At 53.5% G+C, this 14,684-nt stretch carries 18 protein-coding genes; 6 read left to right on the plus strand and 12 right to left on the minus strand.

The genetic code is table 11. The annotated features are described in order from the left end of the window. Positions 1–11: 11 nt before the first annotated feature. The 3 genes from QRM89_RS09250 to QRM89_RS09260 all read right to left on the minus strand — a co-directional run bounded on the left by QRM89_RS09250 (position 12) and on the right by QRM89_RS09260 (position 2,201). Positions 12–350, minus strand: a complete 339-nt coding sequence (locus tag QRM89_RS09250) for a hypothetical protein (RefSeq protein ID WP_343237678.1) — start codon at positions 348–350, stop codon at positions 12–14. A gap of 238 nt (positions 351–588) precedes the next feature. Continuing rightward, positions 589–987, minus strand: a complete 399-nt coding sequence (locus QRM89_RS09255; RefSeq protein WP_285447853.1) for a hypothetical protein — start codon at positions 985–987, stop codon at positions 589–591. 440 nt (positions 988–1,427) lie between these two features. Further along, positions 1,428–2,201 carry a DJ-1/PfpI family protein gene (locus tag QRM89_RS09260; RefSeq protein WP_285447854.1) on the minus strand — a complete coding sequence of 258 codons (774 nt, stop codon included), beginning with the start codon at positions 2,199–2,201 and terminating at the stop codon, positions 1,428–1,430. A gap of 477 nt (positions 2,202–2,678) precedes the next feature. On the opposite strand from QRM89_RS09260, the gene QRM89_RS09265 reads away from it, so the two are divergent. After that, positions 2,679–2,807: a hypothetical protein gene (locus QRM89_RS09265; protein WP_275128711.1), complete on the plus strand. Its 129-nt coding sequence runs from the start codon at positions 2,679–2,681 to the stop codon at positions 2,805–2,807. A 189-nt stretch (positions 2,808–2,996) separates the two neighbouring features. Here QRM89_RS09265 and QRM89_RS09270 read toward each other — a convergent pair whose 3' ends face one another. From QRM89_RS09270 to QRM89_RS09290, 5 genes are all read right to left on the minus strand, one after another. Beyond that, a complete protein-coding gene (locus tag QRM89_RS09270) occupies positions 2,997–3,233 on the minus strand; it encodes a hypothetical protein (protein ID WP_285447855.1) in 237 nt (78 codons plus the stop codon). A gap of 226 nt (positions 3,234–3,459) precedes the next feature. Next, on the minus strand, positions 3,460–4,614 hold the full coding sequence (locus tag QRM89_RS09275) for an XVIPCD domain-containing protein (protein ID WP_285447856.1): 1,155 nt from the start codon (positions 4,612–4,614) through the stop codon (positions 3,460–3,462). Positions 4,615–4,650: 36 nt separating this feature from the next. Next, a complete protein-coding gene (locus QRM89_RS09280; RefSeq protein WP_285447857.1) occupies positions 4,651–5,058 on the minus strand; it encodes a hypothetical protein in 408 nt (135 codons plus the stop codon). 357 nt (positions 5,059–5,415) lie between these two features. After that, the gene (locus tag QRM89_RS09285) at positions 5,416–5,814 is read right to left on the minus strand and encodes a SymE family type I addiction module toxin (RefSeq protein ID WP_285447858.1); all 399 of its coding nucleotides are present in this window, start codon (positions 5,812–5,814) and stop codon (positions 5,416–5,418) included. Continuing rightward, entirely contained in the window at positions 5,811–6,083 is a 273-nt protein-coding gene (locus tag QRM89_RS09290; protein ID WP_285447859.1) for a hypothetical protein, read from the minus strand. Before QRM89_RS09290 ends, QRM89_RS09285 begins: the two co-directional genes overlap by 4 nt. 387 nt (positions 6,084–6,470) lie before the next feature. Between QRM89_RS09290 and QRM89_RS09295 the strand changes: the two genes are divergently transcribed. The 5 genes from QRM89_RS09295 to QRM89_RS09315 all read left to right on the plus strand — a co-directional run bounded on the left by QRM89_RS09295 (position 6,471) and on the right by QRM89_RS09315 (position 10,161). After that, a complete protein-coding gene (locus tag QRM89_RS09295; RefSeq protein ID WP_237384880.1) occupies positions 6,471–7,187 on the plus strand; it encodes a hypothetical protein in 717 nt (238 codons plus the stop codon). Positions 7,188–7,456: 269 nt separating this feature from the next. Then, complete coding sequence (locus QRM89_RS09300) at positions 7,457–7,762, plus strand: hypothetical protein (RefSeq protein ID WP_029218856.1); 306 nt, start codon at positions 7,457–7,459, stop codon at positions 7,760–7,762. A gap of 22 nt (positions 7,763–7,784) precedes the next feature. After that, positions 7,785–8,657 carry a hypothetical protein gene (locus QRM89_RS09305; RefSeq protein WP_285447860.1) on the plus strand — a complete coding sequence of 291 codons (873 nt, stop codon included), beginning with the start codon at positions 7,785–7,787 and terminating at the stop codon, positions 8,655–8,657. 464 nt (positions 8,658–9,121) lie between these two features. After that, positions 9,122–9,580 (plus strand): hypothetical protein, encoded by a 459-nt coding sequence (locus QRM89_RS09310; protein ID WP_153065290.1) that lies wholly within the window; start codon positions 9,122–9,124, stop codon positions 9,578–9,580. Between the two features lie 110 nt (positions 9,581–9,690). Continuing rightward, entirely contained in the window at positions 9,691–10,161 is a 471-nt protein-coding gene (locus QRM89_RS09315) for a transposase (protein ID WP_285447861.1), read from the plus strand. A gap of 88 nt (positions 10,162–10,249) precedes the next feature. Here QRM89_RS09315 and QRM89_RS09320 read toward each other — a convergent pair whose 3' ends face one another. From QRM89_RS09320 to QRM89_RS09335, 4 genes are read right to left on the minus strand one after another with little or no spacing between them, the layout of a single operon-like run. Then, positions 10,250–11,884: a non-canonical purine NTP pyrophosphatase gene (locus tag QRM89_RS09320; RefSeq protein ID WP_285447862.1), complete on the minus strand. Its 1,635-nt coding sequence runs from the start codon at positions 11,882–11,884 to the stop codon at positions 10,250–10,252. After that, positions 11,877–12,854, minus strand: a complete 978-nt coding sequence (locus tag QRM89_RS09325; protein WP_285447863.1) for a beta-ribofuranosylaminobenzene 5'-phosphate synthase family protein — start codon at positions 12,852–12,854, stop codon at positions 11,877–11,879. Before QRM89_RS09325 ends, QRM89_RS09320 begins: the two co-directional genes overlap by 8 nt. Further along, entirely contained in the window at positions 12,851–13,549 is a 699-nt protein-coding gene (locus tag QRM89_RS09330; protein WP_285447864.1) for a hypothetical protein, read from the minus strand. The genes QRM89_RS09325 and QRM89_RS09330 overlap by 4 nt, the downstream gene beginning before the upstream one ends. Beyond that, the gene (locus tag QRM89_RS09335; RefSeq protein ID WP_285447865.1) at positions 13,549–14,637 is read right to left on the minus strand and encodes a DNA adenine methylase; all 1,089 of its coding nucleotides are present in this window, start codon (positions 14,635–14,637) and stop codon (positions 13,549–13,551) included. The genes QRM89_RS09330 and QRM89_RS09335 overlap by 1 nt, the downstream gene beginning before the upstream one ends. Between the last annotated feature and the right edge of the window lie 47 nt (positions 14,638–14,684).

The raw sequence follows: 14,684 nt of genomic DNA on the forward strand, positions 1-14,684 counted from the left end.
TACAGCCAGACTCAGGCGCCGTGCGCTGCCTTCTGAAACTCGATCGGCCCGTGATCACCTGGATATTTCTTCTTGATCAAGATGTGATCGGAGGGCGTGACACAGCCGCCCTCAAGAGAATGCTCCACATGCCCCTCGTCCACGAAGAACGCTTCGTACGGCAACTGCAGAACTGATTTCTTCCCACCCTGATCGAACTTCAGCAGCAGACTGTCATCGCGCTCGAAGCACAGGGTCGTCCATTGGAAGTCGGTGAGTTTGCCTGCTTCAACCACCGCCGAATCCCTGCCTGCCAGCAGCATCGCGACATGATCGGAGAACTGCTTCTGCGAGATCGGCGCCACCGTCACGGCGCATCCTGCAAAGGTAGCAAACACCACTGCGGCCGCTATCGAAACGTGGGAACGGAAAATAACGAATGGCATCCGGCGCGGCTCCTTGCTGCGGCAATCGGCGTTTTTACCAGAAGTAAGCAGCGCTTGCCTCCCCCTTGAAGACCCTCCGTCTTCGCTGAAGAAAGACGCATGCCCCTCCTATAGACCTATGAAATCAGTATGCGCAAGAAGTCATTGAGATCTGCTCAAACCATTACGTGAGATTCGAATAGTCGCCGATTTGATTGCATATTTCCACCGGCGGATCGCCCAGCTGGACGACTCTTCGCTGTCGTCTTTCAGACGCGCTCTTCGGTGTCACGACGCGGTAGAGCAGGTAATACGCATGCTGGGTTTCCCAAAGACCAAATGTCGAAATATCCGAAAACTGGAAACGCTCCCCTGTTGAACGCGTTGCAGTGAAAGCGCACTCAGCATAGGTCCCAACGCCACAGCGAGCATCCAGGTGGTCCAAGCCACCTCGCCCTTTGAGGTCAAAATGATAAAAACGCCCATTCTCGTCTTCGAAGATCTGTGGAACCACTTGCAGCGCGTGCGTTGCGCCGATGCGTCCCCAGCGACGAGACTCGTCACAGAGCGAGCCACCGGACATGGCACTCGTTTCACTGCCAGCGGAAGCTGAGAAACATGCTGTTGCTGCGAGGGACACGAGTGTCAGGCAACCAAGTTTAGTTACTTGCACGGAGACTCCTTGCTCTTTTTTTCTTAAGGATTATTGGCGTGGCTCGCAAAGGGAGCGAAAGATGCATAGATGGCGCGCAAGGATGGATTACTCGTTTGTACCAGGCTGAGTGAGACGCTAACTGCGCCAAAGACGTTGGTCAATGGCGCCTTTCATTTACGGACGACTGCCTGTGCATTGCGTAGGGCCGGACGAAAATCTATGCGCAAAGAACCGCAGCGCTTCTATCGCCGGCCATAGGCGCCCAGACGGTACCTAACTGCAGTGCTTGCAGACACAGATGTCTCGCAGCTGCACGCGGTAACGCTAGCCGGCGCGTGATGGGCACCGAACCAGCAACACTGCTTTGCTCACCCAGTGTCGATCGCGGCAGTAAACGGATCATTGGTGGAATCCGCATTCCAGCTGTACTCGGCGATATCGGCGGCCTGCTTGGCGGCATCGGGGCCGAACAGTTTTGCGATCAGGGCGAGTGCCATGTCCGTACCCGCGGAGACGCCGGAGGAGGTGAACACATGACCGTCCTCCACCCAGCGCGCTTGCTTCACCCACTCTACTTTTGGCCCCTGCGTCGTTACCCAGTTGAAGGCGCGCTTGTTGGTCGTGGCACGCCGCCCATCCAGCAGACCGGTGCGCGCCAGAAGCGCCGCCCCGGTGCAGATGCTGGCGACGTGTGGCGCCGAACGCGCCAGGCGCGTGATGCTGGCGATGAATGCGGTGTTGCCCACCTCGCGCCGTGTGCCCATGCCGCCCGGAACCATCAGGATGTCGATGTGCGGCGCCGCGTCCAACGCATGGTCAACGGCAACCGCAGGACCGGCGCTGCTGGCGACCATGCCAGCGCGCTCGCCCAGGATGACGATCCTGACCTTGCCCTCAAGATTGCCGAACATATCCAGCGGACCGAAGACATCCAGTAGCTGGAAGCCGTCGAACACCACCATTCCCAACGTCAACTGGGCGGTGCCTTTGGATACATCACCGCGCACCCCGCTGGCCGGGCGCTCGTCTTTCGCGATCGCAGCCGTGCCCGGCGCCATCATCGCCGCGCCCGTCAGCAGGGCATTGCGTAGTAGCGTGCGACGCGCACGACTTGCATGGGTCTGATCCGCTTCAATAGACATGGCTGCTCCTTGATGATTCAGTGGGTGCGGGCCGGCGCGCCTGCCGGATGAGCTCGTATTGGCGACATAGCCCAGCGGTCTCACGGCGCAAACCACTGTATTCACCCGGACGAAGTGCGATGTGACGGGCCCGCGCGTCTGGATTCCAACCTGCTAGATTGCGGCGATTGCGCACGGACACAGGGATTCGAGGTGGCACCAGACACACTCAGCGGTAGCTGCCATTGCGGCAGCGCGGGCTGGCACCTCTCCGGTGACCCGGGCGCGGTCACGGCTTGCAACTGCACGCTGTGCCGGCGCTACGGCGCACTCTGGGCGTACGACGTTGAACACGGGCGCATAACGCTACACGGGCCAACGCAAACCTATGTCCGTGCCGAGAAACAAGACCCCACGCTAGAGATTCACTTCTGCCCTGCCTGCGCCTGCGTGATCTGCTGGCGTGGGCTGCGCCTCGAAGCCGACGGAAGCCGGCGCATGGCAGTCAACATCAGGCTCGCCGATCCAGACGCCGTCGCGCACTTGGCCATCGACCACTTCGATGGTCTGGACAGCTTTGACGACCTGTCGCCCGATGGGCGTTGCGTGCGTGATCTATGGTTCTGAGGTGCGTGAGTGCACTGACTGGCGAGCAAGACGGATGAATTTCAAGCACAAGCATCTGGTCACTACTGCTGGGTTTGTTCCTTCACTGCATCCCATTTAGTTACTGCAGTTGGCCAAAGATTGCGCGATCGGTTGGCGATCGCGTCACCCGTGTTCATGTCTGTCATCTTGAGTGTGCTGTCATTCAACTCACTGACAGCGACGATACTGGCTAACCGATTTTCCATCAGAGATCACCAGATAGTCGCCTTTCAGAATGTAAAGGTCATCAGTTGTGATATCTGGCGCGATATCCGACTTAGCGGAAACCAGCCAAGCATGTGGATCAGAAGAAATACGCCTGATCGATATGGGCGTCTGCTGGTGCTCGTGGCCACGCAACCAGGTCTTCTCGATATGTATCGGCGTATCGGAGTCAGGATTCATGGGCAGCTTGCAAGCGTGAGGGCCTAGGTCCCATATGCCCTGAAGCGCTTGTGGATACGCAACAGACTGGCGCACCTTAGTAGCCGACGCGGCGCTGGTGCCAAGCAGCAACGGTAGGGCTAAAAGAAACCCGGTCATCATCCGCATACACTTCCTACCCCGTCGGTGTGTTCAGCACGCCAGGCTTGGTACGGTGACTGGCTCTGCCTATTTCTTTTGAAAAATATCAGCGCGTCATCGACGGACCGGCCTGTGAGACGGCTTGCTGCGACTGTTCCAATGCCTGCTGCTGCTCGCGCGCCTGGGCCTGAGTCTGGTTGAGTGCCTGCAGGCGATCGAGCGACTGGGTCTCAGGTGTCTGCACGGCTTCTATCGTTGGCATATGTGCCCGCTGGTGTGCCGGGTCATTGAGCGCGCCTTGTACAACGAAGACCTTATCGCCGCCGGAGAGCTGAAGCGTGGGGTTGTTGAGTGCAACATGGTCCACCCGCGACAGCCCTTCCTCTTTTGCCAACGCGAGCAAGCTTGAGGTCATGCGCTGGCTGGCCCCATCCCACTCTTTGCCGTGTTGGGCGTCGAGCTGCATCACGCCGCTTTTGATCTGCTGGTACAGCGCGTGGTCCGCATGGCCTGGCTGTGACGGCAACAACGCGGTCTTCGGTGATGCCGGATGTGATTCAGGTCCAAGTCCACCCTGCTTCACATCAGAAGTAGTGATGTCGCCAACGGCTCCGGGTTCCGGCCGCCCCTGTTTGAGCTTCCAGGGGACGATGTGTTTGTCGTAGTAATCGCCATAATATTGCTCGTACGTCTTACTTGGAGCAACCGAAGGTTGTTCCGTCTTGAAGACCTGGGCAATCTGGTTCAATGCAGCATCGCGCGTGATGCGACCTGCCATTTGTTGATCTGCAATTGCCTCGTACTGCTGTGGCCTCGTGCCGCTTCCAGAAATACCGATATCCGGCCCCTGATGATTCAGAATCTCACGTCGGACTAGTGCGTTACTGAGCGTTGCAGCTGCTTCGCCACGCAGCATGTTGTTCACATAAGCTTGCTTGTAAGAATAATCTTTAGGCTCAGCGAACCCATGGTGTCCAATCTCATGCGATAGTGATCTGGCGATCCGTTCGCCTTTGCCAGCTGCGTTCTGGTCAATCACTACTTTCTTACCTGGATCCAGGTAAGTGCCCCCACCCGCGCTGCCCCAATCAACGCCTATGCCATCGCGCTTGAACTGAGAAAGGCCTGCTTGAAGTGTAGGCGAAGAGGCAATTAAAGGCGCTAATGCTGGATCCTTCAGCGGAGAAGCCGGTAGCGCGCCATTGGATGGCGCACCTGCCTGTTTCGGCTGTGGAAATTTTTGTTCTTCATTACTTTCCATCACGCATTTCCTTTGCTTGATTCATCAAACTTGATCTCAAAGTTTGCTGATGGAGATATAGCTTAGGTGCGACTGGTCTTCCGTCAGACCGAAGATGACCTTGGTGCCGTTAACTGTCATCTCCCAATAGGCTCTGGAATCTCGCGCATCTGGACGAGGTGGATAAGGAATAGCGTCTACCCAGGGAGACTCAATAAAATCCGGGCCAGGTGGCGAGAAATCGATAACCAACTTCCCACGCGATGGATCATCTGTTGCATTAATTAACTCAACACGCTCCACCTTTTCACCTGCCAGCACGCCTTGCGCGCTTACCCGAAGCTCTCTTTCTCCGTCTAATTGTCGCGGTCCAAATTGAGCTTGAAGCTGAGTACTTAGGGCGGAGACATCCTGGAAGTCAGTTGCGATCAAACGATCCACATCTTGCTTGAGGCGTTCCGTCACGTCTTTGCTCCTGGTTTCAATGGAGGACTTTGCAGCCGCTACGGCTGGCTGATCGCGTGGAGTGCTGAGGGCACATCCCGCATGAAAAGTGCATAGTGTCAGCAGCGCAACTGGTAACAACGCTGCCCAAGGGAGGGCATTAGGTCCTTGGTTAACTTGCCGGCCATGGGATTTCCCAAGGTGAAGGGCCATCTCTCTGATCCTGCGCTAAGAGTGTCGCTGAAATTTACCACGTCAATAACCTCGGATCAGGCCGCGGCAGCAATCCGCCTCACGTGGTCTGCGGTTGCAAGATCGACCAGCGGCGCACAGGCATTCACCTGAATGCGGCCAGCGGTGCTAGCGACGCGTCCTAAGTCATTTTGCAGGCACCCCCACCGGCGGCAACACCTCCATCAACAACCGCCCCGCGCTGGCGGTGATGCGTAGCTTGGTGCCGATGGCAAAGCCCAGTTGTTCCAGCCATAGGCCGCTGAGGCGGACGTGGGGCACGTGTTGGTCGCCGGCATGGTCGTGGGCGCCGGGGTAATGGGTGTAGCTAACGGTGCATTGGCGTGGGCGGCGGGCGCGGCGGGGTGCGCGTAGCGTGCCGGGACCTTGCGGGGAGGCTTCCGGGTCGGGCGGCAGCATCGGTGGCAGCTTGGTGCGGTCGGGTTCCACAACGACCCACTGCACCCGCTTGGGCGGCGTGGGACGCGTACGCGTGCGGGTGGGCCGTGTACTGGCAGATACCGTGGGTCGGCGGCGGCGTGTCATGGCGCCTCCGGGTGGCGAGTGTTGGTGGTGGGTGCATCAACGCACTGCTGCAGCGCCACGTCGATGCGTACGGACAGGCTGCGCAAGGCCTGCGACAACATACCGGGTTGGCTGAGCAACTGCTGCGCGGGATCGTCGTTGGCCTGCTCAACAGCCGCGCGTGCAGCCAGCCGGCGCAGCACCTCGCCCACATCCCACAGCAAGCCGTGAGTGGAGGCCGGCAACAGATAACCCGGCACCGATGCCGGCGTGGATGATGCGGTAGACATGGCAACGCCCTCCTGGAACAACCCAAGAACCGCCGCCAACGGCGACGGGATGTCGGGAGGTTCGAAACCGCAGAGAGCCGGCGGGCGTATTTCCCTTGCGGGTGTTGTATTAGCCGCCCTCCCGACGCAGGCATTGCGTCGGCTCGTCCCTGCAGGATGCAGGCACAAAAAACCCACCGGTTTGACGGAGGTGGGTACCGCTCTCTGAGGAGTTTCGACGCTCCTTGAGCCTAGATTGCGAGTGCGGCGTGTGCGTGTCAATAGCAACTGAGGAGGATGTTTGACGCGTTTGTGTAGCGTGCTAGCGCAGCATGGGTAGCTGAGGAATACTGACGGTCACAGCCGTTGGTTGGACGCGCGATCCCCGAGGGAAGCCAGGTGAGTTCAATGGATGAAGTAGCAACGGAACACAGCGCCGACATCGATGGAGAAGCGATCAAGCTCACAGACCCGAGCTTTCCATCGCTCTCTTCAGCAATGGCCCATTACGCACAGGTGACCGAGCAGAGCCGCGCCGGCCCAGTCGAGCGCTGGAGCTTGACGATTGGCCTGATCGGTGCCGGCGTCGGAATCTTGTCCGGTGCTCTGTTGGACGGCAAAACTGGCAGCTATTTAGCTGTCTTCGGACTTGTGACTGAGCTGACAGGCTTCCTGATTTCGGCAGCGCTAACCGTCAAGCGCGAATGGCCGGGGTTCCGTCGCCCCTATGCGGATCACGCAGAGCTGATGGAGCGGGAGTTCCATCAGTATCAATCGATCGTCGCGGCGCTTCGCAGGTTTCCGCTGGAACAACGGCGTCGACGCGAGGCATTCATGCGTGATCGTCGCACCAACATGCACGACCGCCTGGGCCTGTTCACCGGTGGCATGGAGAAGCTTGGCTTCATGCCTGTCCTGCTTGCCCTCTACTTGCAGCTGAAAGACTGGCGCTTGGGCGACTGGACGGTACTGAGCAAGATCACCCTAATCCAGGGCGTGCTGGCCTTCACGCTACTGTTTGCCTTTGCGATGTCATGGCACCTCATTCGCCTACGGATACGCGTGCAGTCTTACGAGCAATTGTTGGCTGAGGCTAATCGTCAAGACAGCGCCCCCAACAAGTAGATGACCGTCAAGCGCTGCAGCTCGAGCCGTGGCGTAGTAATGAGCCCAAACTGCGATGGAGACATTGCATATCTACTGGCTTATTGTTAACACCCAAGCGGGGCTGCGAGCGAGCTTTAATATCCTGACTTCTAGCTTGCCGAGGTAGCAGGTGCTAACGTACCTCGTCAGATCCCATGCTGGGCATGAACGTGGATATGAAAAGTAGACTGATGTTTGCTACGGGGCTACTCGCACTCTCAACCTTGGCTGCTTGTGCAGGAGGAAACATGCGCTCTGATTACAAGAAGAATGATGTTCAGCCGGTCAAGATCGAAAAATCAGGCGATTCACTTCAGATCACGTACCACATGCCTGCAGAAAGCCTGTTTTATTCTCCCGGTATTGATTTCGTAAATGAGGGCGGCGTATTGCGTATCGCCATCCGCAGATGTGGCATCAAAGAGAAGTGTGATGCCATGGCGAAGGCTGCCTTGCCACCCGCTGAGCCCTGGACACCGAAGGTCACCGTACCGTACGGGGGCGAAAAGGTCGTACTGGTCTACGCAGACACTGAAGAAACGTTGACTCCATAATCTCAGTCAAGGAGCGATGCAAATGGGCACCGAACCGGCTAGTGAGCGCGTTGTGCTTGGAATACATAGCAGGGGTGGACAGGGCGGCCTGACCGACGGCCATGCCTGGATTACGGTCAAACGGGGCAATTCGCCCACAGAGTATTATGGATTGTGGCCCGACGATCATCCGATGGTGAAGGATGACGGGGCTGGTACCGATATCCGTTCCGGAGTGGAAAAAACACAGCGTTCTGATGCAGACCGCTACTACGACCTGTCACCGGCTCAAACCAAAGCCCTCGACCAGGCGCTTCGAGAGAATGTCACGTGGGAATTAAACAACAACTGTTCTTCGTGGGCTAGCGAAACGGTTTCTCGCGTCACCGGGAAGCATATTGACGCGGGAACGTGGTTACCCACTGTGGAAACGCCCAACGCGTTGATCGACACCATTCGCGATCTGGAGTCTCGACATCCAACGTCCCCGTCCACGCCTGAGGTAAACGCACCTGCGCACGAAGGACGATCAAGTAGCTCACTTGGGCAGAATGACTCGTCACAAGAACATAGGAACCCTCCGACCAAGGCAATGACTGATCCAGGGCATGCTGGAAATCGTCTTTTCGCTGGCCTACGGGAAGAGCTGCCTCAGCACATCTCCGATGAACGGGTCGCCTTCACTGCTCAGCGTGCACACGAAGCTGGGATCACTGACATGTCAAAAGTGAGCCGCGTCATTGAACGCGACGGCGACGTGTTCGTCGCAGGAACGACTCCTGGATTCCGCGCATCGGTACTTGCAGGCGAGCAACCTCCCACGATTGAACATTCCAGTACAGCCCTGGCCCAGCAAGCTGCTGCGCAGTCTCCAGTGGAAGCCCAAGATCAGGCCATGGGCCCCAGAATGGCTTAGGGAGGGTCTTGTAACAACGCGTACGAGTAAGCCTGCCTGAACACCCGGCGTCGTATTGTTGGTCCACCTGCCCGTCCAATCTAGGTCAGCATGGGCACTCCGCGCTGACGCCACAGCCCTGCTGGCTTGCGCTTGGCAACGACGCGACTGAGCGATCCAACACCTATCGCGCTCTGCTCGATGAAACTCTGTCCGAAGAGCTGCACGCCAGCTTCCGCCTTCATCTGCAGTAGCAGCGAGCTTGGGCCACGACGCCTTCCGTTCGATGGTCGAAGCCAAGACCCGCCGCTTTGCAAGCGTCAGGTCCGCGCATCGGCCATGCAAGCCGAGCGCCATCGACTGATAAGTGAACCTGACGCCGTTACTGCACGTTACTGCAACCAAATTGTGATACGTGCCTAAATTTGTATCTAAACTTTCCAGCATCTAGGCCGAACCTAGTAGCTCAGCCCAAAAGGATGATCATGGAAAACTCAAAAGAAGAAACGAAAGCCTGGATCAAGGACACCTTTGAATTCGGCCATAATATTGCACTCGCACTAGCCCTTGCTGGCTTCGGAGCAGTGGCGTACCACGTTGAAACGGTTGGCCGGACGGGAGATTGGAACAAGTATCTCGCGACCTTGTGTCTAGTTGTCGCCGCAATGTGGGGAGGATTTTCAGCAGATCATTTTGTCAATCAACTGCTAAAGCACACAAAACTAAATAGAAAAGTCTGGGCAAGCTTATTGATAGGCGCTCTTGGAATAGCGCTGGGGGCATCAGTTATATTTCTCGCCCCACTCATTCCAGACAACAACCATATTGTAGCTCTATGCGATAAATACAAGGACGCCGTCGGCGACAAAATCCATGATAGCGACGAGTGCCAGCGCCTATACAAGAGGCGCGCCGACTACGAGCGACTTCTTCGCGGGAACTGATAGCGGGAAATCGACACCTGCACCGTGATCATTTCAGCAAGCGCCCTAAGCCGTTTTTGCATGTGCACCCGACTGCCGCGCCACCTGCAGCGGGACGGATCGGGCAACTGATGCAACGGTTTGGGCGTAACTACGTCGCGCTATTCAATGGCCGCCACGGGCGCACCGGCACGCTATGGGAAGGGCGCTACAAAGCCTGCCTTGTGGACAGTGCGGACTACGTCCTTCGCTGCTATCGCTACATTGAGCTCAATCCGGTGCGTGCTCGCCTGACCGACAACCCGGCGGCGTATCGCTGGTCCAGTTGCTCAGCCAACCTAGGCCAGCGCAGGCACTCCGCACTGACACCACATCCCTGTTGGCTTGCGCTTGGCAGCGACCCGATCGAGCGATCCAACGCCTACCATGATCTGCTCGATGAAGCCCTCTCCGACGAACTGCTCGCCAGCATCCGCCTTCATCTACAGCAGCAGCGAGCCCTGGGCCACAACGCCTTCCGCGCAATGGTCGAAGCCAAGACCCGCCGCTTTGCGGGCATCAGGCCCGCTCATCGGCCGCGCAAGCAGAGCGCCATCGACTGATAAGTTAACCTGACCCCGTTATCCCGGTTATTTAAGCCCCGTAATTCAATAAGTGAACCTGACCCCGTTTTTATCTAATACCGCAATTTTATAAATCAAACGGCAAATCCAGTTGCTGCCCGTTATTCTTGCTTGGAGCTGATCGCTCATTCAATCTTCCATCCATGGAAATTAGCGCAACATAATACGACCTTCCTGTTTGGGACAACGAATACCTGTATTTTCCGCCGCTCACGTCCATGTCGAAATAAGGCCCTCTCCTTTGATTGAAATATCGACTTACGTTATCTTTATGTGTAGCGAGACCTCTTATCTCATGGGCATTTATAAGCTTAGAAATTTCGGTTGTAGTGAGGCGTTCTCGTTCGCCCCCCCTTCCCATAGCCATGATAATTGCGTCTTGAAGTAGCGCAAAGCCAAACCGTCTAGAGGCACTCACACGCCTTAGCCCCCGAAGATTAAAGTTGTCGAAAACATTGGCATACATATTTTCTTTTTCCCCCATATTTACCAAATAATGATGAGGAAGCTTCTTAATTCCCTCTAACCCCATAGCCTTCTGCTCCCGATCTTTTTCAGAGAGCTTATTCAAAGACGAAGGGGAGTCTCCACGCGCCCTAAGCCTGAGCCTTTTATATCTTTCGCGCTGCGATGCGTGCAAATATATAACTTCGACCGCATCTTTATTTGCATAATTTTCGATGAAATACGATATCTCAAGGGGCGATCTAAATCCGGTTATAACAGCCGGCATATCTGCAAATGCTTCATAACATGATAATACCTTTTCTGGAACGGTCCAAGGCTCCTGTTCAATAACCAGCTTTGCAAACTCTCCTATAGATTTACCTGAAGCCCCGCCTAATCTCTCGTAATAAGACCATCTCATAAAATCGCTTGCTTCGAAATGCATATAACCACTTCTAGCTACTAATCCTTCAGCTAAAGTTGTCTTGCCTGCACCACTGAGTCCAACAATTATGAATAATGGAGGTCGGTTTTGTATTCCAGGAATCTCCGGCTGTTTGGGTCTTAACTCGTGAAAACTCTTCTTTGCAGGCAAACCTAATCTTTCTAGAAATTTAAGCAGCTCATCAAACGCACGCCTCCTGAAATCCACTCTGTCAGCGACAAATGGCAATAAGGCACTTAACGGTTCCAACTCACCCTCAGGAACAAACCATTTGTTAAATGTTTTATTATCTTGCCAAGGACGCAATGGATTTAGATCAAAATCTCGCTCTTCATTTACTATACTCCCGTGAGATATACCGGTGAATTGCACATAGGGATTTTTATAGCCGTAAGCTATGCGGATGCTTGTTGGCAGATGAAGGATGATGTCAGATCTGACGGAGACGGAACGATCGTTACCTACGCTCTTTAACAATGAATCCAATTCCGAAAACGTCGTCTTCCGCATCCAAAACTTTACGTCAAGCCCAGGGAACTCCGCGTCTTTACTTAGGGCGCCGATAATTACCGAAGTATCTTCTATAAAGAAGAGCTCGTCTTCATCTAGCCCTGCCTTTTTCCATTGTGCAAGAGCACTCTCATAACTTTTTCTTAATAACACATCTCGGTCGAATAGCCTCGGCTCAGAATAACTAGCAAGAAAGGTTCGCTCGTGAAAACTGGATATAGAAATACCAGTTTCTCGTGCAAGATGCCTAAAGTGAGAAAGCTTAATTGCACTAGTTGTTAAAAACCAAAGATCAGTCACGTACAATCCTTCGCCCCACATTATCCGGACGGACGATAAATAGTCGCGTTGAAGGGTCAATACTTTTTCGAGCGCACTGTAAAGTTGAATCCATATCTTTAGAAAGAAAATACAATCCGGGACCTACACTACTCAGCCCTACTGCTTCGGCCCCTGCGCTCACGAGCTTGTCAGTTATCTCTGCGATAGGAGCACCGTGAAGCTGCCATTCGGCAGACTTCCAAACTGTATTTTGCAGCTCATTAATTGCTGTAGAGAACGACAATAAGTCGTTTTCTAAAATTGCAGAATGGACGCCGAACAATGCATGGTACGACGCAACTGCACAATCGTTAAACGGGATTGGGCAAATTCTCTTGAATAAAAGCTTTTCATCATCGATGGCGACTGACTTCGCATACGGGAGACATATACCAATTCGCCAATTTGGAAAATCTTGCTGCCACGCTACTAAAGGGGGCTTGCCAATGAATCGGCCAGCATCAGATGAACACAATTCTAGATTGTCAGACTTTCTGCCCAAATCGAAGACGTAGCCGCCTTTAAAATATGTTGTAACTCCTACACCCGAGGTAGCTCCGCGCCCGGATAGTGCAACTAGCTCATCACTAGAAAATTCGATTTTATTTAATAATAGCATCGCTTCTAAAGCAGCGAGGCGTAAGGCAGTGCCCGACCCAAATCCGGTATGGGCGGGAGGTGATTCCTGACAAATTGTTAATTTGGCGTTGACTTTGAGGCCCAGATTCCGAGCTATATCTCTAAACTCACCTTCAATTGATTTAATCTCAATCAAGGGCAGAGGGCTAGGTCTGAGGTCCTGCAGTTCCATTCCCTTAGACTCAATGACTTTTACAATTGTATCGAACCCTGAAATAGCAAAACCAAGACCACCATTTACTCTTGCCAACGAGTCATTCAATGAGAGAAGTGAGATATGAATGCGACTCGGAACTCTAATCTCAATCATATAGAGAGAGCCTTAGCCCACTCACTTTCAAGATAAGAAAGATATACAGCCACCAGCCGGCTACTTACTTTCATTTCAATACTTGGCGTGTTTTTGCTCTGAATACCTGGAAAGACAGGCCCTACGATACATAAATCATCAATACGTAGAATTGAATGATTGGCGGCACCTTCATATTTTCTGACTTGGAATATATCTGGATAATCCGCCTGCATTTTTCTCATTTGATCTAGCACGTTGCGTTTCTCTCCAGCGTCGAAACGCGGGGAAGACACAAGTAAACGCACCTTAACACCACGAAGAAGTGCAGCAATTAGAACCTTCTTCTCTGGCCGCGGAGAAGCTGCATCAGCGAAGTCACGCATGAAGCGCTCCGCAGTATCACCCAATAAATCTATATTAGTCTCACACTTTTCTATTTTATGGCGATAGTATGCTTCGTCATCCCTCGTAAGAAGAACGTTAGTTACTTTAAGAGACTTTATTTTCCTGGTATCACTTGCCTCCAACCAGTCCGCCAAAAATTGAAATACTGCGATTCCTGCCCCTGCAATAATGCCTGTTACAAGTGGATCAGAGTCGCTGGGCAGAAGGGAGAAGTAATAAAGTGCAAAAAGACCGAAAGAGAGCAAAAGATAAATTGCAAGAAATATTGCCGGAGCCCTAATTTCAAATTTACCATTCCATAAATTCACTACACTGGACTCCCCACGATTAATACTTCAGTGTTGGTGGACTTCGAAAGTGCATAGCATGCTGGCGTGCTATGAATTTCAAATCTACTAAAGTTGCCCTCGAATATTCGCGTTAAATTTCGAATCGAAGGGATCCCCCCCTCCATGTAAGAGAGCGCCACTATGGATCTTCTATGCTTAATCACAACATCTTCTATCATGGACTCGGATTTCTTTGAATCTTCCCAGTCTTCAGCAAGATACCCTTTTTTGAATGACATGCATGGATTCTTTCTATCAACTAACTTCGGCCAAAGATCATACTTAGCCAAGCCCTCCAGAAAATGATATCTATTTAAATAACGTTCCGGCGACTTTTTCCTGAGATATGGTGGGTCTAAATAAACGAGATCGTAGCCCTGCTCTATATCCATAACTCGCGTTGGCGGCATTATGGCAGTAGCACTTTTTGCACATGCTCTTGCACGAAAAAGCTCATCGTAAGCACGAATCATCAGCTCTGAAAAGGAGCGCTCCCATGTCGTCGTGTTGCCGAAACTTCGATGCACATCCGTACTTGTCCTCATAGCAAGGTTGGCCCGGTGGAACATGTTGTAAGGACGCTTCTGCAGGCACGCCTGAAATAAGCAATATCTAAAAACGTCAAGCTCTATGCCAGTCAGCCCAATTTTTGCTATCGCGCTCAGCGCCCCGTCCAACCAAGAATTTTCCTTATCGGTATAATAGAGGCCGCAAAAATTTCGCGAAATAAAACCTCTTTTCTCACGTATAGAGCTTAGTATGCAAATAAAATCATTTCGCGAAAGCTTGGATTCTTGCGAGCTTAAGAGGGCGTTTGCAGAAAAATAGTTGAATGCAAAGCTGTCGTGGTAAGTAACTTTCTTGCCCATCTGAGCAAGCAAAAGCGACACACTTGCGGTGCCACCAAAAGCATCCAGAACTGAAGAGAAAGTCAGACAATCGAATTTTTCCCTTAACCACCCCACATACCGCCTCTTGCTCCCGTAGTAGCGAGTAGTTGGCAAGTAGGTATCTTGCAGTGAAGTGGCTACATTACGTATTTTTTGTTGGGATCCGTCAGGTGCCATTTCTATTACCTAGCTTATTGCGCTTAGGATGCCTGAATTTTTTTCAA

The organism is Xanthomonas sp. LMC-A-07 (assembly GCF_030208825.1).
Classification (GTDB): domain Bacteria; phylum Pseudomonadota; class Gammaproteobacteria; order Xanthomonadales; family Xanthomonadaceae; genus Xanthomonas; species Xanthomonas campestris.

Excerpts from the sequence above, each read along its gene's own strand:
- QRM89_RS09255 (WP_285447853.1), bottom strand. The coding sequence starts at position 987 with ATGTCCGGTGGCTCGCTCTGTGACGAGTCTCGTCGCTGGGGACGCATC.
- QRM89_RS09260 (WP_285447854.1), bottom strand. The coding sequence starts at position 2,201 with ATGTCTATTGAAGCGGATCAGACCCATGCAAGTCGTGCGCGTCGCACG.
- QRM89_RS09265 (WP_275128711.1), top strand. The coding sequence starts at position 2,679 with ATGGCAGTCAACATCAGGCTCGCCGATCCAGACGCCGTCGCGCACTTG.
- QRM89_RS09270 (WP_285447855.1), bottom strand. The coding sequence starts at position 3,233 with ATGAATCCTGACTCCGATACGCCGATACATATCGAGAAGACCTGGTTG.
- QRM89_RS09275 (WP_285447856.1), bottom strand. The coding sequence starts at position 4,614 with ATGGAAAGTAATGAAGAACAAAAATTTCCACAGCCGAAACAGGCAGGT.
- QRM89_RS09285 (WP_285447858.1), bottom strand. The coding sequence starts at position 5,814 with ATGACACGCCGCCGCCGACCCACGGTATCTGCCAGTACACGGCCCACC.
- QRM89_RS09290 (WP_285447859.1), bottom strand. The coding sequence starts at position 6,083 with ATGTCTACCGCATCATCCACGCCGGCATCGGTGCCGGGTTATCTGTTG.
- QRM89_RS09295 (WP_237384880.1), top strand. The coding sequence starts at position 6,471 with ATGGATGAAGTAGCAACGGAACACAGCGCCGACATCGATGGAGAAGCG.
- QRM89_RS09300 (WP_029218856.1), top strand. The coding sequence starts at position 7,457 with ATGCGCTCTGATTACAAGAAGAATGATGTTCAGCCGGTCAAGATCGAA.
- QRM89_RS09305 (WP_285447860.1), top strand. The coding sequence starts at position 7,785 with ATGGGCACCGAACCGGCTAGTGAGCGCGTTGTGCTTGGAATACATAGC.
- QRM89_RS09310 (WP_153065290.1), top strand. The coding sequence starts at position 9,122 with ATGGAAAACTCAAAAGAAGAAACGAAAGCCTGGATCAAGGACACCTTT.
- QRM89_RS09315 (WP_285447861.1), top strand. The coding sequence starts at position 9,691 with ATGCAACGGTTTGGGCGTAACTACGTCGCGCTATTCAATGGCCGCCAC.
- QRM89_RS09325 (WP_285447863.1), bottom strand. The coding sequence starts at position 12,854 with ATGATTGAGATTAGAGTTCCGAGTCGCATTCATATCTCACTTCTCTCA.
- QRM89_RS09335 (WP_285447865.1), bottom strand. The coding sequence starts at position 14,637 with ATGGCACCTGACGGATCCCAACAAAAAATACGTAATGTAGCCACTTCA.